Raw genomic sequence first — 26,371 nt, forward strand, 5'->3', positions numbered from 1 at the left:
TCCGGAAAGGGGCACCACTCATGGGCGCTGGTACGAGCACGGGCGACGCGGCCCCGGACGCCGGGGCGGCAGGGCCCGCCGGGCTCGCCGGAACCGCCGACAAGGCCCCCGAGGGCTCCGAGGACTCCAAGGGCTCCAGGGGTTCCGAGGCCGGTGAGGGTGCCGACAGCTCCGGTACGGAAACGAGTACGGGTGCCGGTAGGGGCTCCGGCGCGGACACCGGTGCGGGTGCCGGTACGGACTCCGGTACGGAAACGAGTACGGGCTCCGGCGCGGACACCGGTACGGGCTCCGGCGCGGAACGCCCCGAGCCCGGCAGCCGGTTCTCGCTCACCCGGGACACCGCGCGTCCCGAGGGCGGCGGCCGGGCCGCTCCCGGTGACGCCGCCGCGCCGGTGCGGCAGTGGCCGCTGCTCAGCGTGTTGGGGACGATCGGGCTGGGGCTGCTGATCGTCGGAGTGCACCCCTTCGCCGAGGCGGTCCGTGTCGGCACGATACTGATCGGTCTCGCCCTCATCGGCGGCGCGGTCCTGCGGCGCGTACTGCCCTCCGTGGGCATGCTGGCCGTGCGCTCGCGCTTCACCGACATGCTCACGTACGGGCTGCTGGGCGTCGCGATCGTACTGCTCTCGCTGATGACGCAGCCCAAACCGTGGCTGGAGATCCCGTTCCTGGAGGACATCGTCCACTCGACGGTTCCGTAACCGGCCCGGCTTCTTTTGTGCGTGACGGCGCCCATCCTCTCCCCCGGGATCAGGATGGGCGCCGTCCTTCTTCCGCAGCGGGATCGGCGTCGGGGACCCGGCCGGGACGGTTCGAGGTTCCGTGGGGGTCTGTGGCGCGGAAGTGATCATTCCGCCATGGTGTGATCATCGGGCAACGGATGGGAGACTGGGAGCCGGAAGACTGAGTCGGCGTGCGACGGGGCGCGGAGACGGCTCGTCAGTGCTTCCATGCGCCGCTCGCCGAGGAACTGGCATCCTGACTCGGTGCATCCCTATGGACAGCCCGTTCGAAACGGGCGGCCCGCGAGGGCGGTAGGGGAAAGAGCCGGGGGGCTCCGCCGGGGGAGGCGGGGACGGCCGGAGACGGGCAGAGCGCGGGGCACATCAGGCACGTGCGGGGGGACAAGGGGGAGGCTCAATGCCTCGTTGGAAGGCGCTACCGGAGGAACTCGACCCGGAGGTCGGCGAGTTCACCTGCCAGTTGCGCGGACTCATCGACCGCAGCGGTCTGAGCATCGCCGCGGTGGCCGACCGGACCGGCTACAGCAAGACGTCGTGGGAGCGCTATCTGAACGGCCGGCTGCTCGCGCCCAAGCGCGCGATCATCGCGCTGGCCGAGGTGACCGGCACCAACCAGACGCATCTGACCACGATGTGGGAGCTGGCCGAACGCGCCTGGGGCCGCTCGGAGATGCGGCACGACATGACGATGGAAGCGATACGGATCTCGCAGGCCAGATCGGCCCTGGGCGAGTTCGGCCGGGGCGCGGCGGGCGGGTCCGCGGGCGCGCTCGGAGCCGGTGCCGGGCCCCCGGGCGGGACCGTCGATCTCGGTACGGCGGGATCCCGGCCAGGAGGCCACTCCGTACCGCCGCCGGCCGGGCGGGCGGCGGCGAGCGGTCCCGGGGCCGGGGCCGGACCGGGGCGGGGCCGGCGCAAGGGGCTGATCTTCGGCGCGGGCATCGTCGGCGCGCTGGCCGTGGTCGGCGCCGCGCTGCTGTTCACCGACATCGGCGGGGACGGCGACGCAGGTACGGCCGCCAAGTCCCCGTCCGCCGCGCCCACCACCAGCGCGCCGAAGCTGCCCGCCGGGGTCAAGTGCGGCGGTGACGACTGCACGGGCCAGGACCCGGAGGAGATGGGCTGCGGCGGCGAGTTCGCCGAGACCGTCGACAGCGCCAGGGTCGGTACGAGCCTGATAGAGGTCCGCTACAGCAAGACCTGTGGCTCCGCCTGGGCCAGGATCACCCAGGCCGCCCCCGGCGACGAGGTGCGGATCAGCTCGGTCCGGGCCACCGGGGAGGAGCAGACCGGCGCGGTGGAGACGACCAACGACGCGTACACCCCGATGACCGCGGTGCCGGACGCCAAGAGCGCCAAGGCGTGCGCGACGCTCAAGGCGGGCGTGGAGGGGTGCACGTCGGCGGAGTGACCGCCGCGCGTGATGCACTGGTACCCGCCGCGCGTGACGCACTGGTACCCGCCGTGTGTGACGCCCCCGTATCCGCCGTGCGTGACGCACTGGTACCCGCCGCGTGTGACGCCCTCGTACCCGCCGCGTGTGACGCCCCCGTATCCGCCGCGCGTGACGCACTGGCACCCGCCGTGCGTGACGCCCCCGTACCCCCGCCCCCGCAGGGCGCAGCCGTACTCCCCGCCCCCGCGTGAGCCGTGCAACAAAGGGGGGCGTGGGCGCGGTCCGGCCGGGTCGGATAGCCTGATCGCCGGATATCTCTTCACGTCAAGATTCAGGCCGGTGATGGACCGGTCGTCGGGGCCGGGGAGATTCCGCACCAGGGGCAGGGACCCCCGCCACCGCCAGCTGTCTTACGGAGATCGCCATGACCCGCACTCCCGTGAATGTCACCGTCACCGGCGCGGCCGGCCAGATCGGCTACGCGCTGCTCTTCCGCATCGCCTCCGGCCATCTGCTCGGCGCGGATGTGCCGGTCAAGCTGCGTCTCCTTGAGATCCCGCAGGGACTCAAGGCCGCCGAGGGCACCGCGATGGAGCTGGACGACTGTGCGTTCCCGCTGCTCAGCGGTATCGAGATCACGGACGACCCGAACGTCGCCTTCGACGGCGCGAACGTCGCGCTGCTGGTCGGCGCCCGCCCCCGTACGAAGGGGATGGAGCGCGGTGACCTGCTCGCCGCCAACGGCGGCATCTTCAAGCCGCAGGGCAAGGCCATCAACGACCACGCCGCCGACGACATCAAGGTCCTCGTCGTGGGCAACCCGGCCAACACCAACGCGCTGATCGCGCGGGCCGCCGCCCCCGACGTCCCGGCCGAGCGCTTCACCGCGATGACCCGCCTCGACCACAACCGCGCGATCTCGCAGCTCGCCGCCAAGACCGGCGCGGCCGTCTCCGACATCAAGCGGCTGACGATCTGGGGCAACCACTCCGCCACCCAGTACCCGGACATCTTCCACGCGGAGATCGCCGGGAAGAACGCGGCCGAGGCCGTCAACGACGAGGCGTGGCTGGCCGACACCTTCATCCCGACCGTCGCCAAGCGCGGCGCGGCGATCATCGAGGCCCGTGGCGCGTCCTCGGCGGCCTCCGCCGCCAACGCGGCCATCGACCACGTCCACACCTGGGTCAACGGCACGGCCGAGGGCGACTGGACCTCGATGGGTGTCCCGTCGGACGGTTCCTACGGTGTGGCGGAGGGCCTGATCTCCTCCTTCCCCGTCACCACCAAGAACGGCGTGTACGAGATCGTCCAGGGCCTGGACATCAACGCGTTCTCGCGGACCCGCATCGACGCCTCCGTACAGGAGCTGGTCGAGGAGCGCGACGCGGTGCGCGAGCTGGGTCTCATCTGATCGTTTGTACGCATATGACGGAACGCCCTCGGCACTCGCCGGGGGCGTTCCGTCGTGTGTGGTGCCCAGTGGCTTGAAACGCGTGACGCCGAGCACTTTCGGACAGCCGGTACGCATGCTTTCCACCCCCGGGGGCAGGTGCCGGAATCCCCAGTCATCGCTGGTGGAGCATATTCCGGGAATGGAAGGCGATACGCGACGTGTCGGCACAACAGACGATTCATGTGGACGGAAAATGGCGTGAAGCCGCCTCCGGCGCCACGCGGGACATCCTTGACCCCGCCGACGCGACGGTTCTCGCCGTCGTGTCCGAGGGGGGCGTCGAGGACGCGGACGCCGCCGTCGCCGCCGCGCGCGCGGCGTTCGACCACGGTCCCTGGCCCCGCACCCCGGTCACCGAGCGGGCGGGGCTGCTGCGGCGGACCGCCGATCTGCTCATCCGCAACCGGGAGAAGATAGCCCTGCTGGAGAGCAGGGATTCGGGCAAGACCCTGGAGGAGGGGCGCGCCGACGTCGACTGTGTCGCCGACGCCTTCCGCTACTTCGCGGATCTGGTGATGAACGAGAGCGGCGGCCGGGTCGTCGACGCGGGCTCGGACACCGTCCACAGCGTGGTCGTCCACGAGCCCGTCGGGGTCTGCGCGCTGATCGCCCCGTGGAACTACCCGCTGCTCCAGGCCAGTTGGAAGATCGCCCCGGCGCTCGCCGCGGGCAACACCTTCGTCGTCAAGCCGAGCGAGCTGACCCCGCTCACCACCGTCGACCTCATCGACCTGCTCGCCGAGGCCGGTCTGCCGCCCGGCGTCGCCAACCTGGTGACCGGCGCGGGCGACCCGGTCGGCGCCCGGATGGCCGCCCACCCGGACGTGGACCTCGTCTCGTTCACCGGCGGACTCAGCAGCGGTACGAAGGTGATGCAGGCCGCCGCCCCCGGTGTGAAGAAGGTCGCGCTCGAACTCGGCGGCAAGAACCCGAACGTCGTCTTCGCCGATGCCTGCGCCACCGAGGAGGGCTTCGACACCGCCGTCGACCAGGCGCTCAACGCCGCCTTCATCCATAGCGGCCAGGTCTGCTCCGCCGGCTCCCGGCTGATCATCGAGGAGTCCCTGCGCGAGCGCTTCGTCACCGAACTCGTCCGCCGCGCCGAGCGGATCCGGCTCGGCCGGGGCACCGAGCCGGGCGTGGAGTGCGGCCCGCTCGTCTCCGCGCGGCAGCTCGCGCGGACCGAGGAGTACGTGGTGTCCGCGCTGGCCGAGGGCGCGGTGCTCCGTACCGGCGGTGAACGTCCCGACCCGTCCGACGTACGTCCCGAGGGCGGCTACTTCTACCGGCCGACCATTCTGGACCGCTGCCACCGCGAGATGCGGGTCGTCCGGGAGGAGGTCTTCGGGCCCGTCCTGACGGTGGAGACCTTCCGCACGGAGGACGAGGCCGTCGCCCTCGCCAACGACACCGAGTACGGGCTGGCGGGCGGCGTCTGGAGCGGGGACCCGGGGCGCGCGCGGCGGGTGGCAGGGCGGCTGCGCCACGGCACCGTCTGGATCAACGACTTCCACCCGTATCTCCCGCAGGCGGAGTGGGGCGGCTTCGGCAAGTCCGGCATCGGACGCGAGCTGGGCCCCGCCGGCCTCGCGGAGTACCGCGAGGCCAAGCACGTCTACCAGAACCTCGAACCGCGCCCGGTGCGCTGGTTCGCGGGCTGACGCGCCCGGAGGGCTGCCGGGCCGAGAGGGCGGCAGGGCTCAGCGGGCGGCCGGGCCCGGGGACGTTCGGGCCCGGTACGGCCGAGGCCCCGGGGCGGTCCCGCCCACCGGCCCTCGCGAAGGACGACCCCGGAACACGGAACGCGCCAACTCCAGCAGAGGAGCGGAACTGCTATGGGATCCACGGCCGAGAGCGAACATCAGGAGCAGGACCAGTACGACTACGTCGTCGTCGGGGGCGGCACAGCCGGATCGGTGATCGCCTCACGGCTCACCGAGAACCCGGACGTCACCGTCGCCGTCATCGAGGGCGGCCCCACCGACGTCGGGCGTGAGGACGTCCTCACGCTCCGGCGCTGGATGGGGCTGCTGGGCGGCGAGCTGGACTACGACTATCCGACCACCGAGCAGCCGCGCGGCAACTCCCACATCCGGCACAGCCGGGCCCGGGTGCTCGGCGGCTGCTCCTCGCACAACACACTCATCGCGTTCAAGCCGCTGCCCTCCGACTGGGACGAGTGGGCGGCGGCCGGGGCCGAGGGCTGGGACGCCGCCGCGATGGACCCGTACTTCGCGCGGCTGCGCAACAACATCGTGCCGGTGGACGAGCGGGACCGTAACGCCATCGCCCGCGACTTCGTCGACGCGGCGCAGTCGGCGCTCGGTGTCCCGCGCGTCGAGGGCTTCAACAGGAAGCCCTTCCATGAGGGCGCCGGCTTCTTCGACCTCGCCTACCACCCGGAGAACAACAAGCGCTCCTCCGCCTCCGTCGCCTATCTCCACCCCTTCCTCGACCGGCCAAACCTCCGACTCCTGCTGGAGACCTGGGCGTTCAAGCTGGAGCTGACGGGCGCGCGCGCCACGGGCGTACGGGTACGGACCGCCGACGGCCGGGAGCGGCTGATCACCGCCGCCCGCGAGGTGCTCGTCTGCGCGGGCGCCGTGGACACCCCCCGGCTGCTGCTCCACTCGGGCATCGGGCCGCGCGCCGATCTGGAGCGGCTGGGCATCCCCGTCGTGCACGATCTGCCGGGCGTCGGGGAGAACCTGCTCGACCACCCCGAGTCGGTGATCGTCTGGGAGACCGAGGGGCCGATCCCGGACAACTCCGCGATGGACTCCGACGCGGGACTCTTCGTCCGGCGCGATCCGGAGGCCGAGGGGCCGGATCTGATGTTCCACTTCTACCAAATACCGTTCACCGACAATCCGGAACGGCTGGGATACGAACGCCCCGAGCACGGGGTGTCGATGACCCCGAACATCCCCAAGCCGCGCAGCCGGGGCCGGCTCTACCTGACGAGCGCCGACCCCGAGGCCAAACCCGCCCTGGACTTCCGCTACTTCACCGACGAGGACGACTACGACGGCCGCACCCTTGTCGACGGCATCAGGCTCGCCCGGCGCATCGCCGCCGCGCCGCCGCTCGCGCGCTGGCTGAAGCGGGAGGTCGCGCCGGGGCCCGAGGTCACCTCCGACGAGGAGCTGAGCGCGTACGCCCGTGCCTGCGCCCATACCGTCTACCACCCGGCGGGCACCTGCCGGATGGGTGCCACCACCGACGAACTCGCCGTTGTCGGGCCCGACCTGAGGATCCGGGGGCTGGAGTCGATCCGTATCGCCGACGCGTCCGTCTTCCCGACGATGACCGCGGTGAACCCCATGATCGGAGTGCTGATGGTGGGGGAGAAGTGTGCCGAGCTGCTGATCGACGCGACCGACGACGAGAAAGGTCCGAGCCGATGAGCGGGATCGACGACAGCGCGAGCGGTACGAACGGCGCGAGCGGTGTGAGCACGAGCATGGGTACGGGTACGGGTACGAGCACGGAGGCGCGGCCCGTGCCCGCCGCCGAGGCGCCCGAGGTCGCGGAACGCCCGCCGGTCTTCTCCGTACGCCACCTGTGGAAGGTCTTCGGCCCCAAACCCGAACGGGTCCCCGCCGATTCCGCTCTCGCCGCGCTCACCGCGGCCGAGCTGCGCGCAACCACCGGGTGCACCGCCGCCGTACGCGATGTGTCGTTCGACGTCCGCAAGGGCGAGGTCTTCGTCGTCATGGGGCTGTCGGGTTCCGGCAAGTCCACCCTCGTCCGATGTCTGACCCGGCTGATCGAACCGACGTCCGGCACCATCGCCATCGACGGCGAGGACGTCCTGTCGATGGACAGGGCGCGCCTGCGCGAACTGCGCCGCCACCGGGCCGCCATGGTCTTCCAGCACTTCGGTCTGCTGCCGCACCGTTCCGTACTCGACAATGTCGCGTACGGCCTGGAGATCCAGGGGATGGGCCGCGCCGAGCGCCGGGAGAGAGCCGCCGAGGTCGTCGGCAAGGTGGGGCTCGAAGGGCTGGAGGACCGGCGCCCCGGCCAGCTCTCCGGCGGCCAGCAGCAGCGGGTCGGGCTGGCGCGGGCGCTGGCGGTGGATCCGCAGGTGCTGCTGTTCGACGAGCCGTTCAGCGCGCTGGACCCGCTGATCCGCCGCGATATGCAGGAGGAGGTGATCCGGCTGCACCGCGAGGAGCGGCGCACGATGGTCTTCATCACCCATGACCTGACCGAGGCGCTGCGGCTCGGCGACCGTATCGCGCTGATGCGCGACGGCCGTGTGGTCCAGCTGGGCACGCCCGAGGAGATCGTGGGGCGGCCGGCCGACGCGTACGTACGGGACTTCGTCCGCGATGTGCCGCGCGAGCAGGTCATCACCCTGGGGGCGGCGATGCGCGCCCCGCTGCCGGGCGACACCGGTTCCGGTCCCGAGCTGGGGCCGACCGCGACCGCCGCCGAGGCGATCGAGGCCATCGTGCGCTCCGGGGAGCCGACGGCGCGGGTGGTCGAGGACGGCCGGCTGGTCGGCGTCGTCGACCGGGAGCTGCTGCTGAACGTGGTGGCGGGTTCATGGGACGGGACGGCGGGGCCGCTGGATCCCCCGGCGGGCCGCCCGGCGGAGCTGCCGGCGGACTCCTTGCCGGATCCCTCGGCGGATTCCCCGCCGGGCGCGGCGGCCGGGGAGGGGGTGGCGCGATGACCACGGCCACCACCGTTCCGGCCGCGCGCGGCGGACTCCTCGCCGCTCTCGGGAAACCCGCGCGCGGCAAGCTGCTGCTGTTCGCCGTCTTCGCCGCCGTCCTCGTACCGCTCGCCCTCACCCGCTGGCCGGGGGCCACCACCTGGCCCGGCGCGCTCACCGTCGACCTGACGGGACCGCTCGGCGACGCCGGCGACTGGATCGTCGGCAACCGCGACCACCACCCCCTCTTCCTCTACTTCTTCGGTCACATCAGCAACGCCGTCGTCCTGTCCGTGCGCGGCGTCTACCTCCTGCTGCTCGCCGTGGGCTGGGCGGGCGTCACGGTGGGCGCCGGACTGATCGCCCGGCGGGTGGCGGGTGTACGGCTCGCCGTCGGCACCACCGCCGCGTTCGCCGTCTGCGGGCTGCTGGGCATGTGGGTGCCGACCATGCAGACGCTCGCGCTGATGGTCGTGGCCGTGGCCGCCTCCGTGGTGCTGGGGGCCGCGCTCGGGCTCGCCGCCGGGCTCTCGGACCGGCTCCACCGGGTGCTGCGCCCGGTGCTCGACACCATGCAGGTGCTGCCCGCCTTCGCGTATCTGCTGCCCGTGGTGCTGGTCTTCGGCATCGGCGTCCCGGCGGCGGTCCTCGCCACCGTCGTGTACGCGGCTCCGCCGATGGCCCGCCTCACCGCGCTCGGGCTGCGCGAGGCGGACGGCGGGGTGATGGAGGCGGTCTCCTCGCTGGGCGCGACGGCGAAGCAGCGGCTGCTGACCGCGCGGCTGCCGCTCGCCAGGAAACAGCTGCTCCTGGGCCTCAACCAGACGATCATGATGGCGCTCTCGATGGCCGTGATCGCCTCCGTCATCGGCGCCGGGGGCCTCGGCGACCGGGTCTACCAGGCGCTCGCCTCGGTCGACGTGGGCGCGGCGCTCGCCGCCGGGCTGCCGATCGTCCTGCTGGCGGTGGTGCTGGACCGGACGACAGCGGCGGCGGGCTCGGGTGCTCGGGGCTCGGCTTCTCCGGGCTCGCGTTCCGTCCGTACCGGCTGGGCCGTGGTGGCCGGGGGGACCGTGCTGGTCGCGCTCGGCGGGCGGCTCGCGGGGCGGCTCGACTGGCCGGGATCGTGGAACGTGCCCATCGCCGAACCCGTCAACCACGCCGTCGGCTGGATGACCGACCACCTCTACTCCGGGGTCCCCGTCATCGGCGGCACCGCCGACTGGGCGGGCCGCTTCACCACCTGGGTCCTCGACCCGCTGCGCGGCGCGCTCCAGGGGCTGCCCTGGTGGGCCGTCCTGCTGATCGTCGCCGGGCTCGCGCTGTCCATCGGGACCTGGCAGACCGCGCTCACCGCCGTACTCGCGATGTCCGCGATCGGGGTGCTGGGTGTGTGGAAGCCGTCGCTGGACACGCTGTCGCAGGTGCTGGCCGCCGTCGCGGTCACGCTCGTCATCGGCTTCGCCGCCGGGATCGCCGCCGCGCGCAGCCCCCGGGTGGAGGCGCTGCTCCGGCCCGTACTGGACGTCTTCCAGACCCTCCCGCAGTTCGTCTACCTCATCCCGGTCGTCGCCCTCCTCGGCATCGGCCGCGCCCCGGCGGTGGCCGCCGCCGTCGTCTACGCGCTGCCCGCCGTCATCCGCATCACCACCCAGGGGCTGCGCCAGGTCGACCCGGCCGCGCTGGAGTCCGCGCGCTCCCTCGGCGCCACCGGCGGCCAGCAGCTGCGCCAGGTCCAACTGCCGCTGGCCGGACCGGCGTTGCGTCTCGCGCTCAACCAGGGCGTGGTCCTCGTCCTCGCCGTCGTCATCATCGGCGGTCTGGTCGGCGGGGGAGCGCTCGGGTACGACGTGCTCTTCGGCCTGGCTCAGGGCGACCTGGCGACGGGGCTGGTCGCGGGCGTGGCGATCGTCTGCCTGGGGCTGATGCTCGACCGGGTGACCCAGCCGACCGAACGACGGAAGGGAGCATGACATGCGTACGTCCCTGAAGGCCGCCGCGCTCGCGTCGGCGGGCGCGCTGCTCGCCGTCACCGGCTGCGGCGCGGCCGATATGACCCAGCAGGCGTCCCCGTACGCCAACGCCAAGGGGGCGAGGACCGTCACCCTCTCCGTACAGTCCTGGGTCGGCGCGCAGGCGAACGTGGCGGTGGCCGCGTACCTCCTCGAACACGAACTCGGCTACCGCGTCGACACCGTCCAGGTCGACGAGGTCCCCGCCTGGGACGCGCTCAGCCAGGGCCGGGTGGACGCCATCCTGGAGGACTGGGGCCACCCCGACCAGGAGCGGCGCTACGTCACCGACAAGAAGACGATCACCCCGGGCGGCGATCTCGGGGTCACGGGCCACATCGGGTGGTTCGTACCGACGTACTTCGCGAAGCGGCACCCGGACATCACCGACTGGCGCAACCTCAACAGGTACGCGGACCGGTTCCGCACCCCCGAGAGCGGCGGCAAGGGCCAACTGCTGGACGGCTCGCCGTCGTACGTCACCAACGACAAGGCGCTGGTGGACAACCTGAACCTGGACTACCAGGTCGTCTTCGCGGGCTCGGAGGCGGCACAGATCACCCAGCTCAAGCAGTTCGCCAAGGAGGGGAAACCCTTCCTCACCTACTGGTACACCCCGCAGTGGCTCTCCGAGCAGGTCCCGATGACCGAGGTGAAGCTGCCCGCGTACACGGAGGGCTGCGACGCCGACCCCGCGAAGGTCGCGTGCGCCTATCCGCACACCCCGCTCCGGAAGTTCCTGAACGCGGACTTCGCGGCGAAGGGCGGCGGCGCGGCGGAGCTGCTGAAGAACTTCCGCTGGACGACCAAGGAGCAGAACGAGGTGGCGATGATGATCGCGGACCGGAAGCTCACCCCGGAGGCGGCGGCGGAGAAGTGGGTCGAGGCGAACGGCCCGGTCTGGAAGGAGTGGCTCGGGAAATGAACACCCGCCGGGGCGCGCTCTGTTGGACCTCGCGCCCCGGCGCTGGGGGAGCGCCGGCCTGCTCCGCCACGGCGTTCACAGCAACTCGCCCGGCACCTCCAGGTACTCCTTGCGCAGGGCGTCGATCACCGGGTGGGTCTCGGGCAGGACGATGGTGTCGATTCCGCTGACGGCCCGGACGCCTACCGCCGCGTTGGTCGCGAAGGCCGCCCGCATACGAGGGAGATCGGCGAGGTTCACGGGACGGGTGACGTGTGCGTGGGAGTGCTGGAGCAGGCGCATCGTCACACCGGGAAGACAGTCGGACTCGGGCCAGATCACCTGGTCGCCGTCGAAGAACCCGATGTTCCAGGTCCCGCCCTCGGAGATGGCTCCTCGTCCGTCGACGAAGAGCGCGTCGTCGAAGCCGTCGAGCTGTGCGGTACGGCGGTGGTGGAGGCTGGAGAACAGTCCGACGCTCTTCACGCCCGGCAGGTCCCGGGTGTACGTCCTCGACCGCACCCGGATCGGCGGCAGCGGCAGACCGGCGGCCGGCCGCGACGTGACCAGTACGCGGGGCGCGTCGGCCGAGCCGGGGTGTCCCAGGTCCAGGTCCGGGTCGAAGACCGTCACCCGCACGACGGCTGCCCCGTTCGAGGGCACCGCCCTGCGGGCGAGGTCGCGGACCCGTTCGGGGTCCAGCTCGGCCCCGAACAGCGTCTCGCAGTCGCGCTGGAGCCGCTCCATGTGAAGCGACAGCCCGCGCACCCGGCCGTCCTCGACCCGCATCGAGGTGAAGTGCCCGTAGTTGGTCAGGGCCAGGCTCTGGAGCGCCTCGACCCCGACCGGTTTTCCGTTCAGCTCTGCCATCCCGCCAGCATGGCAGCCCCCTCGGGCCGTTGCGGAACAAGCGTCCGACAGAGCGCCCACGGTCGGTCGGCCGCCCTTTTCCCGGCATCCCGCTCTCCGTAACTCCATGCGGTTGCTCAGGGGAACTGTTAAATTTTTAAACTTCAATTAACTCTGTTCATTCTCCATGTCGTCGTCCAGATCGAGGGTGCCGCTTTGCCCATCAACCGCATGAACCACGCAGTTCTGTACGTCCGCGACGTCGAGCGCAGCGCCGCCTTCTACCGCGATGTGCTCGGCTTCCGCGAGGTGATGTCGATGCCGGACCGCGCGGTCTTCCTCCAGGCCCCCGGCTCCACCAACGACCACGACCTGGGCCTGTTCGCCCTCGGCGACGCAGCGGGCGACAGCGCCGCCGGACGCACCACGGTCGGCCTCTACCACGTGGCCTGGGAGGTCGAGACCCTCTCCGACCTGGAGATGTACCAGGCCAGGCTGGCCGAGGCGGGCGCGCTGGTCGGCGCCAGCGACCACGGCACCACCAAGAGCCTGTACGCGCACGACCCCGACGGCCTGGAGTTCGAGGTCGCCTGGATCATCCCGGCGGACCTGCTCGACGACGACGCCCGCGCCGCCCGGTCCCGTATCGGCCCGCTCGACCTCGACCGCGAGAAGCAGCGGTACGGAGCGGACACCCGAGGCGGCGTCGGCATCTCGTTCCCCGCCTGAACCTCCGGGCCGGAAGCTCCGCCTCAGGGCCTTCGTGCGTCCACAGTCGCGCAGGCGTCGCGGAAGGTGGTCCAGGTGGTGGCGGTGAGGTGGAGCAGGGGGCCGGTGGGGTGTTTGGAGTCGCGTATGGCGACGGTGCCGGGGAGGTTGGTGGCGACTTCGACGCACTCGCCGTTGCCGATGCTGTAGCTGGACTTGGTGAATTCGTACGGTGACATGTGGGCTAAAGCTCCTTGAGTACGCGCCCGATGAGCGCCTGTGAGGCGGACGACGGCAAGGAGTTGCGCACGACGTGCTCGAAGATGGCTGTGTGACGAGCCGCGTCCTGCTCGCTCTCCACCCACAGGTTAGACGCGGGCGTGTCCAGGTAGACCACGTCCAGCGCGCCGGGTTCGGCGAACGACAGGATGTTGAAGGCACCTCCCAGACCGGCGTGGGCTCCGGACGAGAAGGGGAGTATCTGGACCTTGATGTTCGGACGTCCGGTGAGCTTCAACAGGTGCGTGAGCTGGGCGCGCATCGTGCCGGGGCCGCCCACCTGCTGGTGCAGCGAGCCTTCCGCGATCACGGCCCACAGCTGGAGGGGGTTCTCGCCTTCGAGCCGCTGCTGGCGGGCGAGGCGGGCTTGTACGACGCGTTCGATCTCGTCCGGTCCGGACCATGCCTCGCAGCCGATGGCCAAGGCGCGTGCGTAGTCGGCGGTTTGGAGCAGTCCGGGGATGACGTTCAGTTGCTGGGTGCGTACGTGCGCGGCGACATCTTCCAGCGCCGCGTACTCGACCTGCGTACCCAGTTCCGCGTACTGCTTCCACCAACCCTTGGCTTTACGGCGGTCCCGGTCCGCCCTCGCGAGCGCGAGGAGGTTCGCGACCGTCCCGGGGTCGCCTACCTGGTACAACTCGCACAGCGCTTTGACGTCCAGGTCGCGGACCGGGACCCAGCCCCGTTCCACTTTGGCGATCTTCGCGACGGAGACGCCGAGCGCCTCGGCTGCGTGCGGCTGTCTGAGCCCGACCGTCTCCCGCATGCGCAGCAGTTCACCACCCAGCCTCCGGGCGAGCACGGTGGAGACCGAGGTCCCTCGGTCGGTCCGGATCTCAGGCACTGACTCTCTCCTCCGCGCTGTCGCCCCAGTCTGCAACCGATAGGCCGTCAGGGACAAGCGCGTTCGAGTAGATATTTCCGGCAGGTGGGGTTGCTGGCATCCCCAAGCGGTTCTACCGTCGGTGACGACTCGCTCACACAGCGGCGCCACCCCGGCGGAAGTGCACCGTCCTGCCCTGCCCCAGCGCAGCGGCGCCCGGTACTGCCACCGCCGGTCGCGTCCGCCGTACGGGCAACCCACCGCACGAGGAGGTACGCGTCCATGACCGCAGGCCAAGAGGTCGCCGGGGCCGAGGAGTTCGACGGGGTGCCGGTCGTCCTGTACGAGGACAACCGGGCATACGAGTCCCTGACCAGCAGCGTCCCGCTCGCCCGGCAGCGGGCGGGGCGGCTGGTCGGCGGGTGGGGGCACCCCGAACTGGTCTGGTCGACGCAGCTGTTGGTCAGCAAACTCGCCACCAACGCGCTGCTGCACGGGTGTCTGCGCGGGCGGCTGTTCCAGGTGCGGATCGTCCTGCGTACGGACGTCCTGCGGATCGAGGTCGGCGACGCGCGCGAGGAGCGGATGCCGGTGGCGCGGGTGGCCGGGGAGGGCGAGTGTTTCGGGCGGGGGCTGCTGATCGTCGAGGAACTCGCGGACCGGTGGGGCGTCGAGCCCCGTACGGTCGGCAAGACCGTCTTCGCGGAGCTGTGGATCCCGGCTCCATGAACGGGCCCCCGCATACCGGGCGTTGGGCTCGGGATACGGGGGCCGTGTGGGGCGTCAGGGGTTCAGTGGGTGACCCGGAGGTACGGCGTCACAGCACTTTCTGCGCGGTGCCCTGTTCGGGTTCTCCCTGTACGGGTTCTCCCTGTACGGGAGCGGCGCGCCGCATCATGAGCGCGATCGTCACCGCGGTGAGGGTGACCAGCAGCGTCGCCACGACCGTTGTTACCTGGAAGGCGCTGTCGAAGGCCCCCTTGGCGGCGACGGCGACGGCCTCGCCCGCGTCGTTCCGCATTGTGTCGGAGACGGACATCGCCTCACCGATGGAGTCCGACACCTTGTCCGGAACCGCCGCCTCGACGGTGGCGGACAGGGCGAAGGACTGACCGTACAGAACGGACGTCAGACTGCCCAGCAGCGCGATGCCGAGGCCGGCCCCCACTTCGTACGACACCGATTCGATCGATGCCGCGGCGCCGGCCCGCTGGGGCGGGGCGCCGGTCATGATGGCGTCGGAGGCGACGGCCTGGACGCCTCCGTGGCCCGCGCCGATCATGATCAGGCAGCAGCTGAGGGCCAGCGAGGCGCCGGCGTCGGCCCACAGGGCGATGCCCGCGTACCCGAGGGCGGCCAGTACGAGACCGGCGGGAATGATGACCGACAGTCCGTACCGCGAGGAGAGATACCCGACCAGAGGCGCCGCCGCGAACGCCGCGATCGGCATGGGGAGCAGGAACAGGCCCGCTTCCCAAGGGGACTTGCCGAACACGAACTGAAGGTACTGAGCCAACTGGAGTTCGAAACCGACGAGTACGAACACGGGCAGGGTCGCTGCCAGTACGCCGACGCGGAAGTTCCCCTCACGGAAGAGCGCGAGGTCCAGCATGGGCTGTTCGGAGCGGAGCTGGCGCCGTACGAACAGTCCGGTCGCGGTGAGCCCGATCACCGCCGTCACTAACGTCTCGACGAGCGGGGAGCCCTGGTGGGCCGCCGACTTCACCGCGTACACGATGCCGACGGTTCCCACCACCGCGAGGACGGGGGACGTGGCCTCCCAGGGTTCCTTGTCCTCGGCCGTCTCGTTGGTGAGCAGTACGAACACGAGGAAGAGCGCGGCCAGGACGACCGGGATGTTGATGAGGAAGACGGCGCCCCACCAGTAGTACTCCAGGACCAGACCGCCCACCACCGGCCCCACCGCCGCGCCGCTCGCGGCGATCGCGCTCCAGATGCCGATCGCGAAGGCGCGTTCCCGGGGGACGTGGAAGACCTGCCGGATGATCGCCAGGGTGGCCGGGATGATCATCGACGCGCCGACGGCCAGCGCGGCCCGTCCCGCGATCAGTGCGGTAGGGGTGGTCGCCAGGGCGGACAGCCCGGAGGACGCGCCGAACACACCGAGCCCGATCATGAGCAGCTTCTGGTGCCCGATGCGGTCCCCCAGGGGGCCGGTGACCAGAACCAGCCCCACCATGACCAGGGGGTAGATGTCGACGATCCAGAGCAGTTCGCGGGCCGAGGCCCCGAGTGTCTCTGTCAGCGACGGTACCGCGACATTCAGAATGGTCGCATCCGCGGCCACGGGGAGAAAACATCCCGAGACCGTCGCGAGAATAAGCCAACGCTTGTTGTCGGCAGCCCTGTTGTCTGGGCTCATGCTAAGACCTCAACCTTGCCGGATTCTTTCATGGACCTGGTCTACCAGGTCATGGAACTCTGCCATCGACGGGGCATAGATGATGGTGCCGATCCGTCCGGTGGCGAGACCGGACAGTTCGCAGGGCATCACACCACTTGTCGCCCGCAGGGGCGATCGGACCAAGGGCCCCAGCAGGCCGATTACTTCGTCCACCGAGGGTTGTCCGGGCAGCCCGGGGAAGTCGTAGTTCCCAATGGTCCAGGACTTCAGGTAGTCGGGGCCGAAGAAGTGAAGACCGAAGTCGTGGACATGCGTGGATCCGGTACGCCGGGCGTTGAGGTCCAGCATGAACACCTCGCCACTGGGCCGGGCGACGGCGTCGATTCCGAAATGTCCTCGATATCCCCGGCGTTGGAGTTCCTCGGCGATGACCGAGCTGCCCGACAGGAAGTGCGGATACCACGCCTGCTGGGCCAGTGAATCCGAAGTGACGTTACCCACCAGCCGGGTGGGGCCGTCGAACAGCATCTCGCAGGCGTGTGTCAGGTACGGCGCCTCACCGGGAACATCCGGTACGACGTACTCGACGGAAGGGAAGACGACGCCCTCCCCGGCGATGTACTCCTCGACGACGATGGGATCGTCCCCGTAATAGGGGCTCTCCTCGATCGCTCGGGTGATCTCGTCCTCGCCGTGGCCCGGTTCGAAGCGCAGCAGCCCGACGCTGGCCTCGCCCTTGTCCGCCTTGACGATGCACGAGAGACCGGCCGCCAGCATCCCGGAGACCGCGGACACCGCTTCCGCCGTGCCCCGGCAGTGCGTCCCCCGGGCGATACGGCACGGGCCGTCCGTCAGCCCCACGGATACGGCCAGGTCCCGCAGCCCGCTCTTGGTGTCGAGCAGGTTGCGCAGACTCTGGTCCTCGCTGCTCTCCGGCAGCGTGACGGTGATGCCGAATTCGGTCCGCATGATATCTGCGAAGGCCCATAGTTCAGGGGTCGTCGTATGCGGTATCAGGATCAGCTCCCGGCCCTCGCCGGCGTACTGCGCGATACGGGCCAGGAGCGGGGGGTCGGCCATGATGTCCGCGAAGAGAGAGACGTTCGACGATGTGCTCGGGCTGTCGTTCACGATTCCCGGGAAGCCGAGGAAATCTGACTGCCAGTCAAGTCCGACGATCGGTGAAGAGGTGATGATGAGTTTGTCCACAGGATGCCAGAAGATCGCCTGGTCCTGCTGGGGGAAACAGCCCGTAAGTATCTCTTCGGCGTTTTCGCCGGAAGCTCTCTCGGCTATTCCGCGAAGTGTATCGATGGCGTTGGAAACGCATACCACGGGAATGGTTTCGCGCTTCTGCATGATTTCCTCCATTCTCGACCGCTCTTCGGAGGGCTCAATAAGTGGATGCTTCGGACCGGGTCAGGTCGTGCCGCTCCGTGCCTTTGAGCGGCGGGTTGAAAATGCTGAGCAGTACGAGATCCTCGGTGGCGCCGCCGCGGAGGTAATGGCGGTCGTGCTGGTCCAGGACGTAGATATCGCCGGGGCGTATCTGGTAGACGTTGCCCGCCATGTCCTCGACTTCGCCCTCTCCGGCCAGGCAGTAGCAGGCTTCGAGGTGGTTCTGATACTGGAGAAGAGAAACAGTACCGGCCCTGACCACGGTGTGGCAGACGCCGTACCCCATCCCGTCCGACTCGACCAGCAGGCGGTAGCTCTTTCCGTTGCCCCAGTCGACGTCGTAGTCGGTGCCTTCGATATCTTTAAGTTTCCGGACGTACATGTGCATCCTCTGTGCTCGAAATATCATGAATATCGGCGTCCCGGAGCAGTCCTTCGCCGTCGCGGACCAGAGAAATCGCCTGGGCCACCACATGCCAGAAGATTTTTTCTCCCAGGTCGGCGCTGGACCCGGAGGTGGACGACAGGACCCCGTTATTGGTGCTGCGGTCCACATCCACGGGGTGCAGGTAGATACCGGCACGCGGTGGATGGTCGTGGTCGGGCCGCAACTCTCCCACCAGGTCGGGACGGAGGTAGAGCATCAGGCTCGTCTCGGTGAGTCCCGCATGCTCCGCGTGCCAGCCGGGGAAATCGGCGACCTCGTCCCGGAGCCATGAGTCCTCGACCAGACTCCACCAGCTGAACGCGATGATTTCCTTGCCCTCGGCCTGTCCCTCCTGACGGAGAGCGTCGAGCGCCTCGAAAATGAACGGCTCGTTCTCGAAATGGCCGTTGACCACGATGAGCCGCTCGAAGGGAAGCAGCATCAGCGACCGGGCCGCTTCTCTCAGGAAGCGGATAAGGGCCTCACCGCTGACATGCAGCGTGCCGGGAAAAGCGAGCCCGCCCCCGCTCTGGGGCAGTGACCGAGCGGCTATGGATTGCGCGGGAACGGTGAACCCGCCCAGTTCGTAGGCGATCTGGCGGGCGAATTCCTCGGCGATTACGGTATCGACCGACAGCGGCAGGTGCGGACCGTGCTGCTCGGTTGCCCCGATCGGCCACACCACATTGCGGCCCTGGAGTTTCTCGACGACCTGCGCACTGGGGAGATCCGAGAGGCTGTGTCCCCTCGACCGGGGAGTCATGACGCCGCCAGTCGCGGGAGAGCCTGCTGATCCGTACGGTCGGAAACAGCGCCGAGCTCCTCGGTCTCCCGCACGATCCGCTCCAGCGTCTCGTGCATGTTCGTGTGCAGAGCCGTGTAGACCTGAACAGCGCTCGCGCCCACGCCGAGGAACTCCATGACGTCACGGCCGGTCATGGCGCCGCCGCTGCCGAGGATCGGCAGGGTGAAACCGAGCCGGCGCAGCCGCCATATGGCCGCGAGCACCAGAGGCTTGATGCCGGGGCCCGAATACCCGAACACACCGCCGAGTTCCGGTTCGCCGCTGGTCGGGGAGACCACGAGGGCGGGCAGGGTATCGCTGAGGGTGATCGCGTCGGCTCCGGCGTCGGCCGCCGCGGTCGCGCGCTCCACCAGCCCCTCGCCCGCGGCCAGTTTCACCGAGAAGGGCAGCGAGGTCCGGCCCCGGACCTCTGCCACGTAGGCGCGAACACGGTCCGGGGTGTCTTCCAGGCCGTCCTCCTCGTTCAGGCACGAGATGCCCAGCTCCAGAGCCCGGCAGCCGGTGAGCGCGACCCGCTCGGCAAGGGCGCCCAGCTCCTCGGGGCTGTCGGCGTGCAAGGACGCGATGACGGGAAGTTCCTCGTCCGCGAAACCCTGGAGCATTCCCATCCAGAATTCAACGGAGCGTTTGGAATAAGTCGTGCTGTTGATCATTCCGGTTTCGAACCGGATGATCCTTTCGTTCAGCCCTTTCGGCGGGTTCGGGTGAATCGTCTTGGTGACGACCGCGCCGGCGCCGCCGGCCAGCAGATTTCGGATGTTGCGTTCTTGGTCGGTGAGCAGACCGGACCCCACGATCACGGGGTTGTTGAGCGTCAGCCCAAGAACATCCACGCGTGCCATCGAAGACCTCCCTGTGAAAATCGAAGAGATGGATCGAGCGGGAGTTGCTCTTCAGACGGCGCCGTTCTCCAGGACCTGCCGCGTCCTCTTGGTGGCAGCAAGAATGTTGTCGATCAAGCACTCCGGGTTCTTGGTGAATTCATCGAAGTCGATGACCCGGACATCGCCCACCTGGTGCAGTCCCTTGAGGAGATGGCTCGCCGAGTCCACGAACGGCTGCTTGGTGACCATGACGATCGGCCGGCCGAGCGCGGTGGCCCATCCCAGCTCCACATGTGTTCCATCGGTGCGGAGCAGGGTCTCATCGGGGAGAACGGGAAGGATCGGAACAAAAACATCGCATTTTGTCATCCACCGGAAATCGCGGACAGACACCTGGTCCGGGGTGAACGATGCCGTGTCCACACCGAACTTCTCTGCCACGTGCGCCGAAAATACATTCCCGCCGTTCTCCTCCACATGCAGGATCGCCGTGGATATGGCGTCGCGCAGCTGTTCTGCGAACCCATCCGGAAGAATTGCGTGCTGAATGGGGCCGCCTATGAAGATGTCCACATTTGCGAGAGGTTCGGAAGCATTGTCGAGCATGGGTTCCATCCTTTTCGGGCTCGTGGAAATCCACGGCATTTCTTCGTCAACTGTTCTGACGTTAAAAGGTCTTCTGTTGAGACGTCAAGGACAGGGGGAGGAAATGGATCCACTCTCGGTGATATCGCGGGCTGGCATATGCAATTTCGCAGTGATTTATAATCGCCACACACCATGACAAATAGTGCGACTTGCCTATAATTAGGTAAGTCGCAGAAGATCATAAATGGACTCTCTTGATTTCCTGGAGATGCACGCAAAGTAACTATTCTGTTCCTGATGGTGAGATCCAGATGGCTTGGAATGCATACTTGACGGAAGCGGAATGTGTCTGTATTCGACGGTTTGTCGGCGGCGCACTCGACGCGCTGCTGCGCGGATGTTTGCGCGGGCGACTGTTCCGGGTGTGGATCGTCCTGCGTGCGGATCGTCCGGCGTGTAAATGTCCTGCGGATGCGAATGTCCTGCGGATGTGGATCCGGATGCCCTGCGGATCGAGGGCCCGGCCGGGAGCCGGGCCCTCCGCCGCCGGGGCTCGCTGCCGTCGTCGCTGGGGCGTGGCCGGGCTCAGTGCTTGAGCGAGCCCGCCGTGTAGTGGCCCGGGACCATACGGGTCGCCACCGCGAAGCGGTTCCAGGAGTTGATGACCGTGATCGCGGTGATCAGACGGGTCAGTTCGGTCTCGTCGAAGTGGGCGGCCGCCCGCGCCCAGACCTCGTTCGGTACGAAACCATCCGTCAGCACCGTGACCGCCTCGGTCAGTTCGATCGCCGCGATCTCCCGCTCCGTGTAGAAGTGCCGCGACTCCTCCCACGCGCTCAACTGCACGATGCGCTGCACCGATTCGCCCGCCGCCAGCGCGTCCTTTGTGTGCATGTCGAGGCAGTACGCGCAGTGGTTGAGCTGCGAGGCGCGGATCCTGACCAGTTCGAGCAGGACGGGGTCGAGGCCCTGCCGGGACGCCTGTTCCAGTTGGAGCATCGCCTTGTAGACGTCGGGGGCGGACTTCGCCCAGGCCAGGCGCGGGGTGTGCTCGGGGTTGCGTTCAGGGGCGTGCTCAGGGGTGGCGGGTGTCGTCATTCGCGCGAGGCTACGGCCCCGGCGCGGCCACGTACGGACGGCGCGGTGACCCACGAGAGAAGGGACGGCGCGCTTAGCCCGCGCGGGTGACGCCGGAGGCCCCCGTGCCCTCCGCCTCCGGCGCCTCGCCGAAGCGGGCCAGGGCCAGCGCGCCCGCCACCGCGACCGCGAAGCCCGTCACCGCCAGCCACTCCAGGCCGGGGCGGGTACGGTCGCCCAGCCACACCACGCCCACCAGCGCCGGGCCGATCGTCTCGCCGAGGACCATGCCCGCCGTCGCCGTGGTCACCGAACCGCGCGCCAGCGCCGAGGTCAGCAGCAGGAACGCGGCGCCGCCGCCCAGCAGCAGGGCGTAGAGCGCCGGGTTGGCGAGGTCCGCCGAGTCGATGAGCCGTACCGCCACCTCGACCACCCCGAACCCGAACCCCGCCCCCAGCCCCAGGACCAGGGCGCGCGGCCGGTCCGGGAGGCGGCCCGCGACCGTACCGGCCAGCAGGACCGCGCCCGCGACGCCCAGCAGGGACCAGCGCAGCGCCGACGAACCCGTACCGCCGCCCTCCGCGCCCGAGGCCAGCCCGAGCATCGCGAGCCCGCCGCAGACCACCGCGACCGCCGCCCACTCGGTGGAGCTGAGCCGTACGCCCAGGACGCGCGCCGCGACCACCGCCGTCACGGCGAGGCTCGCGGCCAGCGCCGCCCCCACCGCGTAGATCGGCAGCGAGCGCAGCGCCACGATCTGGAGGACGAACCCCGCCCCGTCCAGGCCCAGCCCGGCGCCGTACCGCCACTGCCGGAGCGCCCGCAGCAGCAACGCCGGGTCGACCCCGGACCCCGTCCCCGGCGTGGTGGCGCGCGTGGCGGCGGCCTGGAGTACGGAGGCGGTGCCGAAGCAGACCGCGGAACCCAGCGCGCAGATCATCCCAAGTAGCACAAAGAGACTGTATGCCGTCGCCGTTCCGCCGGAGGCCCTCCGCCACCAAGCCGTCGCAAGCCCTCCGTCGCAAGGCCCTCTGTCACAAGCCCTCTGTCACAAGGCCCTCCGTCACAAGGCTCCTCGCCACAAAGCCTCCGTCACACCCCGAGCACCGCCCGCAGCTGCTCCAGCCCCCAGTCCAGGTCCTCCCGGTCGATCACCAGCGGCGGGGCGATCCGGATCGTCGAACCATGGGTGTCCTTCACCAGGACGCCCCGGTCCATCAGCCGCTCGGAGATCTCCCGGCCGGTGCCGAGCGACGGCGCGATGTCGACGCCGGCCCACAGCCCCCGGCCGCGTACCGCCTCCACCGCGCCGCCGCCGACCAGCAGCCCCAGCTCGTGGTGGAGGTGCTCGCCCAGCTCGGCGGCGCGCCGCTGGAACTCGCCGGTCCGCAGCATCGCGACGACCTCCAGGGCCACCGCGCAGGCCAGTGGGTTCCCGCCGAAGGTCGAACCGTGCTCGCCGGGCCGGAACACGCCGAGGATCTCCGCCGACGAGACCACGGCGGACACCGGCACCACCCCGCCGCCCAGCGCCTTGCCGAGGACGTACATGTCGGGGACCACGCCCTCGTGCTCGCAGGCGAAGGTACGCCCCGTACGGCCCAGGCCCGACTGGATCTCGTCCGCCACGAAGAGCACGTTCCGCGCCCGGGTCAGCTCCCGTACGCCCGCGAGATAACCGGCGGGCGGCACCAGGACCCCCGCCTCACCCTGGATCGGCTCCAGGAGGACGGCCACGGTGTTCTCGGTCATGGCGCGGTCCAGGGCGGTGAGATCCCCGTACGGCACGATCTCGAAGCCCGGCGTGTACGGGCCGAAGTCGGCGCGGGCCTCGTGGTCGGTGGAGAAGCTGACGATCGTGGTCGTACGGCCGTGGAAGTTGTCGGCCGCGACGATGATCTTCGCCATGCCGTCCGGTACGCCCTTGACGCGGTAGCCCCACTTCCTGGCGGTTTTCACGGCCGTCTCGACCGCCTCCGCGCCGGTGTTCATCGGCAGGACCATCTCCATGCCGCACAGTTCGGCCAGCCGCGTACAGAACTCCGCGAAGCGGTCGTGGTGGAAGGCGCGGGAGGTCAGCGTGACCCGCTCCAGCTGCGCCCTGGCGGCGTCGAGGAGCCGGCGGTTGCCGTGGCCGAAGTTGAGCGCCGAGTAGCCCGCGAGCATGTCGAGGAAGCGGCGCCCCTCGACATCGGTCATCCACGCGCCCTCGGCGGAGGCGACGACGACGGGGAGCGGGTGGTAGTTGTGCGCGCTGTGGGCCTCGGCGGAGGCGATGGCGCGCTCCGTCGCCGAGGACACCGAGGACACGGGTGACACAGATGACGCCGATGACGCGGGTGACGCGGACGGCATGGATGACACGGGCTCTCCGATCGGTCAGGGCGCTGTGCCCGTTTTCTATCGTTGCTCGTGGCGTGGCGGGGGAAACCTCCGCATCCGTACGGAAACGGCCCCTAGGATGGGCCGCACGCACGGCGACTGGCGCACGCGGAACGGACCGCGAGGGAGCTGTGCGCGGCAGAACGCACGAGGTGCCGCCCGCCTGGGCACCCCGGGACCACGACCGACCGACAACGGATCGTCCCGGAGGACACCATGACGCCACCCGTGACCGCGCCCGCCGCACACCCCGCGCAGCACCCGCATCCCGCCCTGGCCGCCGCCGACCCCGAGATCGCCGCGCTCGTCGGCGCCGAGGAGCGGCTCCAGGCCGGGACCCTGCGCCTGATCCCCAGCGAGAACTACGTCTCGCCGGCGGTCCTCGAAGCCTCCGGGACCGTCCTCCAGAACAAGTACAGCGAGGGCTACCCGAACCGTCGCTACTACGAGGGCCAGCAGGTCATCGACCAGGTCGAGGCCCTCGCCGTCGCCCGAGCCAGGGACCTCTTCGGCGTGGAGCACGCCAACGTCCAGCCGTACTCCGGCTCCCCGGCCAACCTCGCCGTGTACCTCGCCTTCGCCGAGCCCGGCGACACGGTCATGGGCATGGCCCTCCCGATGGGCGGCCACCTCACCCACGGCTGGGGTGTCTCGGCGACCGGGAAGTGGTTCAGGGGCGTTCAGTACGGGGTGCGCGCGGACACCGGGCTGATCGACTTCGACGAGGTGCGCGCGCTCGCGCTCAAGGAGCGCCCGAAGATCATCTTCTGTGGCGGTACGGCGCTTCCCCGGACCATCGACTTCGCCGCCTTCGGGGAGATCGCCGAGGAGTCCGGCGCGATCCTCGTCGCGGACATCGCCCATATCGCGGGCCTGATCGCGGGCGGCGCGCACCCCTCGCCCGTGCCGTACGCCGATGTGATCTCCACGACCACCCACAAGACGCTGCGCGGTCCGCGCGGAGCGATGCTGATGTCGCGCGAGTCGCACGCGAGGGCGATCGACAAGGCGGTCTTCCCCGGCCTCCAGGGCGGCCCGCACAACCAGACCACGGCCGCCATCGCGGTCGCCCTGCACGAGGCCGCCCGGCCGTCCTTCCGCGCGTACGCGGAGACGGTCGTCGCCAACGCGAAGGCGCTCGCGCGGGAGCTGCTCGACCGCGGCTTCGACCTGGTCTCCGGTGGTACGGACAACCATCTGATCCTGGTCGACCTCACGCCCAGGCACGTCCCCGGCAAGGTGGCGGCCAAGGCGCTCGACCGGGCGGGGCTCGTCGTCAACTACAACACCGTGCCGTACGACACGAGGAAGCCGTTCGACCCCTCCGGTATCCGGATCGGCACGCCCTCCCTCACCTCCCGGGGACTCACCGTCGCGCACATGGGCGCCGTCGCGGAGTGGATCGACCGGGGGGTCGCCGCGGCGGGCAGGGGCGACGAGGACGCGCTCGCCGTGATCCGCGCCGAGGTGGCGGAGCTGATGGCCGCGTACCCGGCGCCCGGACTGCCGGTGTAACCCGTACGGGACCGGGTGATCCGGACCGCGCGCGGGGGCGGACAGAGCGGTGTCCACAAGCTGTCAGTCGCACCTGAGACAATGATGGGCATGGCCACTGATCGTCCTCGCGCGCTCTCCGGAATCCAGCCCACCGCAGGCTCGTTCCACCTCGGGAACTACCTCGGTGCGGTGCGGCAGTACGTGGCGCTGCAGGAAAACCACGACGCGTTCTACATGGTCGTGGACCTGCACGCGATCACCGTTCCGCAGGACCCCGCCGAGCTGCGCGCCAATACGCGGCTCGCGGCCGCCCAACTCCTCGCCGCCGGTCTCGACCCGCAGCGGTGCACGCTCTTCATCCAGAGCCATGTCCCCGAGCACGCGCAGCTCGGCTGGGTCATGAACTGCATCACAGGCTTCGGCGAGGCGTCCCGGATGACGCAGTTCAAGGACAAGTCCGCGAAGCAGGGCGCGGACCGCACGACGGTCGGCCTCTTCACGTACCCGATCCTCCAGGTCGCGGACATCCTGCTCTACCAGGCGGACGCCGTCCCGGTCGGGGAGGACCAGCGCCAGCACATCGAGCTGACCCGCGACCTGGCCGAGCGTTTCAACGGCCGCTTCGGCGAGACGTTCACCGTGCCGGCGCCGTACATCGTCAAGGAGGTCGCGAAGATCTACGACCTCCAGGACCCGACGATCAAGATGAGCAAGTCGGCGTCGACGCCCAAGGGCCTGGTCAACCTGTTGGACGACCCCAAGGTGACGGCGAAGAAGATCAAGAGCGCGGTCACCGACACCGGCACGGAGATCCGCTTCGACCCGGAGACCAAGCCGGGCATCAGCAATCTGCTCACCATCCACTCCACCCTCACGGGTACCTCGGTCGCCGATCTCGAGCGGCGGTACGAGGGCAAGGGGTACGGCGCGCTGAAGACGGAGCTGGCCGAAGCGATGGTCGAATTCGTCACACCGTTCAGGACCCGCACCCAGGAGTATCTGGACGACCCGGAGACGCTGGACGCGGTCCTGGCGACCGGCGCGGAGAAGGCCCGTACGGTCGCGGCGGAGACGCTGGCGCGGACGTACGACAGGATCGGACTCGTGCCGGCGAAGCACTGATACCGCCCAGTACGGCCCGCCCGGCGCCGACGGCCGCTGGCCGT

24 protein-coding genes and 1 riboswitch are annotated in these 26,371 nt (G+C 69.7%); of the genes, 12 read left to right on the forward strand and 12 right to left on the reverse strand.

The genetic code is table 11. From position 1 onward, the window contains the following. The first annotated feature begins 20 nt into the window (after nt 1-20). The 8 genes from ACIP8W_RS21055 to ACIP8W_RS21090 all read left to right on the forward strand — a co-directional run bounded on the left by ACIP8W_RS21055 (nt 21) and on the right by ACIP8W_RS21090 (nt 11,201). On the forward strand, nt 21-704 hold the full coding sequence (locus ACIP8W_RS21055; RefSeq protein WP_401956083.1) for a DUF3017 domain-containing protein: 684 nt from the start codon (nt 21-23) through the stop codon (nt 702-704). Between the two features lie 439 nt (nt 705-1,143). Continuing rightward, complete coding sequence (locus ACIP8W_RS21060; RefSeq protein WP_402204113.1) at nt 1,144-2,157, forward strand: XRE family transcriptional regulator; 1,014 nt, start codon at nt 1,144-1,146, stop codon at nt 2,155-2,157. Between the two features lie 409 nt (nt 2,158-2,566). Beyond that, on the forward strand, nt 2,567-3,556 hold the full coding sequence (locus tag ACIP8W_RS21065; protein WP_401956085.1) for a malate dehydrogenase: 990 nt from the start codon (nt 2,567-2,569) through the stop codon (nt 3,554-3,556). Nucleotides 3,557-3,756: 200 nt separating this feature from the next. Then, complete coding sequence (locus ACIP8W_RS21070) at nt 3,757-5,259, forward strand: aldehyde dehydrogenase family protein (protein ID WP_402148496.1); 1,503 nt, start codon at nt 3,757-3,759, stop codon at nt 5,257-5,259. A gap of 174 nt (nt 5,260-5,433) precedes the next feature. Beyond that, a complete protein-coding gene (locus ACIP8W_RS21075) occupies nt 5,434-7,005 on the forward strand; it encodes a GMC family oxidoreductase (RefSeq protein WP_402148498.1) in 1,572 nt (523 codons plus the stop codon). A 56-nt stretch (nt 7,006-7,061) separates the two neighbouring features. Beyond that, on the forward strand, nt 7,062-8,282 hold the full coding sequence (locus ACIP8W_RS21080) for a glycine betaine/L-proline ABC transporter ATP-binding protein (protein ID WP_401956113.1): 1,221 nt from the start codon (nt 7,062-7,064) through the stop codon (nt 8,280-8,282). Further along, a complete protein-coding gene (locus ACIP8W_RS21085; protein WP_402204116.1) occupies nt 8,279-10,237 on the forward strand; it encodes an ABC transporter permease in 1,959 nt (652 codons plus the stop codon). Before ACIP8W_RS21080 ends, ACIP8W_RS21085 begins: the two co-directional genes overlap by 4 nt. A 1-nt stretch (nt 10,238) precedes the next feature. Next, complete coding sequence (locus ACIP8W_RS21090; protein WP_401956089.1) at nt 10,239-11,201, forward strand: ABC transporter substrate-binding protein; 963 nt, start codon at nt 10,239-10,241, stop codon at nt 11,199-11,201. Between the two features lie 75 nt (nt 11,202-11,276). Here the strand turns inward: ACIP8W_RS21090 and ACIP8W_RS21095 are convergent, their stop codons facing one another. Further along, entirely contained in the window at nt 11,277-12,050 is a 774-nt protein-coding gene (locus ACIP8W_RS21095) for an aminotransferase class IV family protein (protein ID WP_402148502.1), read from the reverse strand. Between the two features lie 210 nt (nt 12,051-12,260). On the opposite strand from ACIP8W_RS21095, the gene ACIP8W_RS21100 reads away from it, so the two are divergent. Further along, nucleotides 12,261-12,758, forward strand: coding sequence for a VOC family protein (locus ACIP8W_RS21100; protein WP_401956091.1), 498 nt, complete (start codon nt 12,261-12,263; stop codon nt 12,756-12,758). A gap of 23 nt (nt 12,759-12,781) precedes the next feature. Here the strand turns inward: ACIP8W_RS21100 and ACIP8W_RS21105 are convergent, their stop codons facing one another. Together ACIP8W_RS21105 and ACIP8W_RS21110 are read right to left on the reverse strand one after the other, a co-directional pair. Beyond that, nucleotides 12,782-12,976, reverse strand: a complete 195-nt coding sequence (locus ACIP8W_RS21105; protein ID WP_401956092.1) for a DUF397 domain-containing protein — start codon at nt 12,974-12,976, stop codon at nt 12,782-12,784. 5 nt (nt 12,977-12,981) lie between these two features. Beyond that, complete coding sequence (locus ACIP8W_RS21110) at nt 12,982-13,863, reverse strand: helix-turn-helix domain-containing protein (protein WP_401956093.1); 882 nt, start codon at nt 13,861-13,863, stop codon at nt 12,982-12,984. A gap of 261 nt (nt 13,864-14,124) precedes the next feature. On the opposite strand from ACIP8W_RS21110, the gene ACIP8W_RS21115 reads away from it, so the two are divergent. Further along, entirely contained in the window at nt 14,125-14,571 is a 447-nt protein-coding gene (locus ACIP8W_RS21115) for an ATP-binding protein (protein ID WP_402204118.1), read from the forward strand. Between the two features lie 88 nt (nt 14,572-14,659). Here the strand turns inward: ACIP8W_RS21115 and ACIP8W_RS21120 are convergent, their stop codons facing one another. The 9 genes from ACIP8W_RS21120 to rocD form a co-directional block, all read right to left on the reverse strand. After that, the gene (locus ACIP8W_RS21120; protein WP_401956095.1) at nt 14,660-16,150 is read right to left on the reverse strand and encodes an MFS transporter; all 1,491 of its coding nucleotides are present in this window, start codon (nt 16,148-16,150) and stop codon (nt 14,660-14,662) included. A gap of 84 nt (nt 16,151-16,234) precedes the next feature. Beyond that, nucleotides 16,235-17,578 (reverse strand): hypothetical protein, encoded by a 1,344-nt coding sequence (locus ACIP8W_RS21125; RefSeq protein ID WP_401956096.1) that lies wholly within the window; start codon nt 17,576-17,578, stop codon nt 16,235-16,237. A 22-nt stretch (nt 17,579-17,600) separates the two neighbouring features. Beyond that, complete coding sequence (locus ACIP8W_RS21130; protein WP_401956097.1) at nt 17,601-17,987, reverse strand: ectoine synthase; 387 nt, start codon at nt 17,985-17,987, stop codon at nt 17,601-17,603. Continuing rightward, nucleotides 17,968-18,795, reverse strand: a complete 828-nt coding sequence (locus ACIP8W_RS21135; RefSeq protein ID WP_401956098.1) for a creatininase family protein — start codon at nt 18,793-18,795, stop codon at nt 17,968-17,970. Before ACIP8W_RS21135 ends, ACIP8W_RS21130 begins: the two co-directional genes overlap by 20 nt. After that, on the reverse strand, nt 18,792-19,679 hold the full coding sequence (locus ACIP8W_RS21140; protein ID WP_401956099.1) for a dihydroorotate dehydrogenase: 888 nt from the start codon (nt 19,677-19,679) through the stop codon (nt 18,792-18,794). Before ACIP8W_RS21140 ends, ACIP8W_RS21135 begins: the two co-directional genes overlap by 4 nt. A gap of 51 nt (nt 19,680-19,730) precedes the next feature. Beyond that, nucleotides 19,731-20,267: a nucleoside 2-deoxyribosyltransferase gene (locus ACIP8W_RS21145; RefSeq protein ID WP_401956100.1), complete on the reverse strand. Its 537-nt coding sequence runs from the start codon at nt 20,265-20,267 to the stop codon at nt 19,731-19,733. A gap of 567 nt (nt 20,268-20,834) precedes the next feature. After that, complete coding sequence (locus ACIP8W_RS21150) at nt 20,835-21,347, reverse strand: carboxymuconolactone decarboxylase family protein (RefSeq protein WP_401956101.1); 513 nt, start codon at nt 21,345-21,347, stop codon at nt 20,835-20,837. A 73-nt stretch (nt 21,348-21,420) separates the two neighbouring features. Continuing rightward, nucleotides 21,421-22,266 (reverse strand): hypothetical protein, encoded by an 846-nt coding sequence (locus ACIP8W_RS21155; RefSeq protein WP_401957865.1) that lies wholly within the window; start codon nt 22,264-22,266, stop codon nt 21,421-21,423. A 152-nt stretch (nt 22,267-22,418) separates the two neighbouring features. Continuing rightward, nucleotides 22,419-23,681: an ornithine--oxo-acid transaminase gene (rocD, locus tag ACIP8W_RS21160; RefSeq protein WP_401957929.1), complete on the reverse strand. Its 1,263-nt coding sequence runs from the start codon at nt 23,679-23,681 to the stop codon at nt 22,419-22,421. 112 nt (nt 23,682-23,793) lie between these two features. Beyond that, nucleotides 23,794-23,884: riboswitch (ZMP/ZTP riboswitch) on the forward strand. A gap of 40 nt (nt 23,885-23,924) precedes the next feature. Here rocD and glyA point away from each other — a divergent pair. Beyond that, complete coding sequence (gene glyA, locus ACIP8W_RS21165) at nt 23,925-25,223, forward strand: serine hydroxymethyltransferase (RefSeq protein ID WP_401957867.1); 1,299 nt, start codon at nt 23,925-23,927, stop codon at nt 25,221-25,223. A 90-nt stretch (nt 25,224-25,313) separates the two neighbouring features. Then, nucleotides 25,314-26,327, forward strand: a complete 1,014-nt coding sequence (trpS, locus tag ACIP8W_RS21170) for a tryptophan--tRNA ligase (RefSeq protein WP_402204122.1) — start codon at nt 25,314-25,316, stop codon at nt 26,325-26,327. The last annotated feature ends 44 nt before the right edge of the window (nt 26,328-26,371 follow it).

It is taken from the genome of Streptomyces sp. NPDC088554 (assembly GCF_044752945.1).
Taxonomy (GTDB): domain Bacteria; phylum Actinomycetota; class Actinomycetes; order Streptomycetales; family Streptomycetaceae; genus Streptomyces.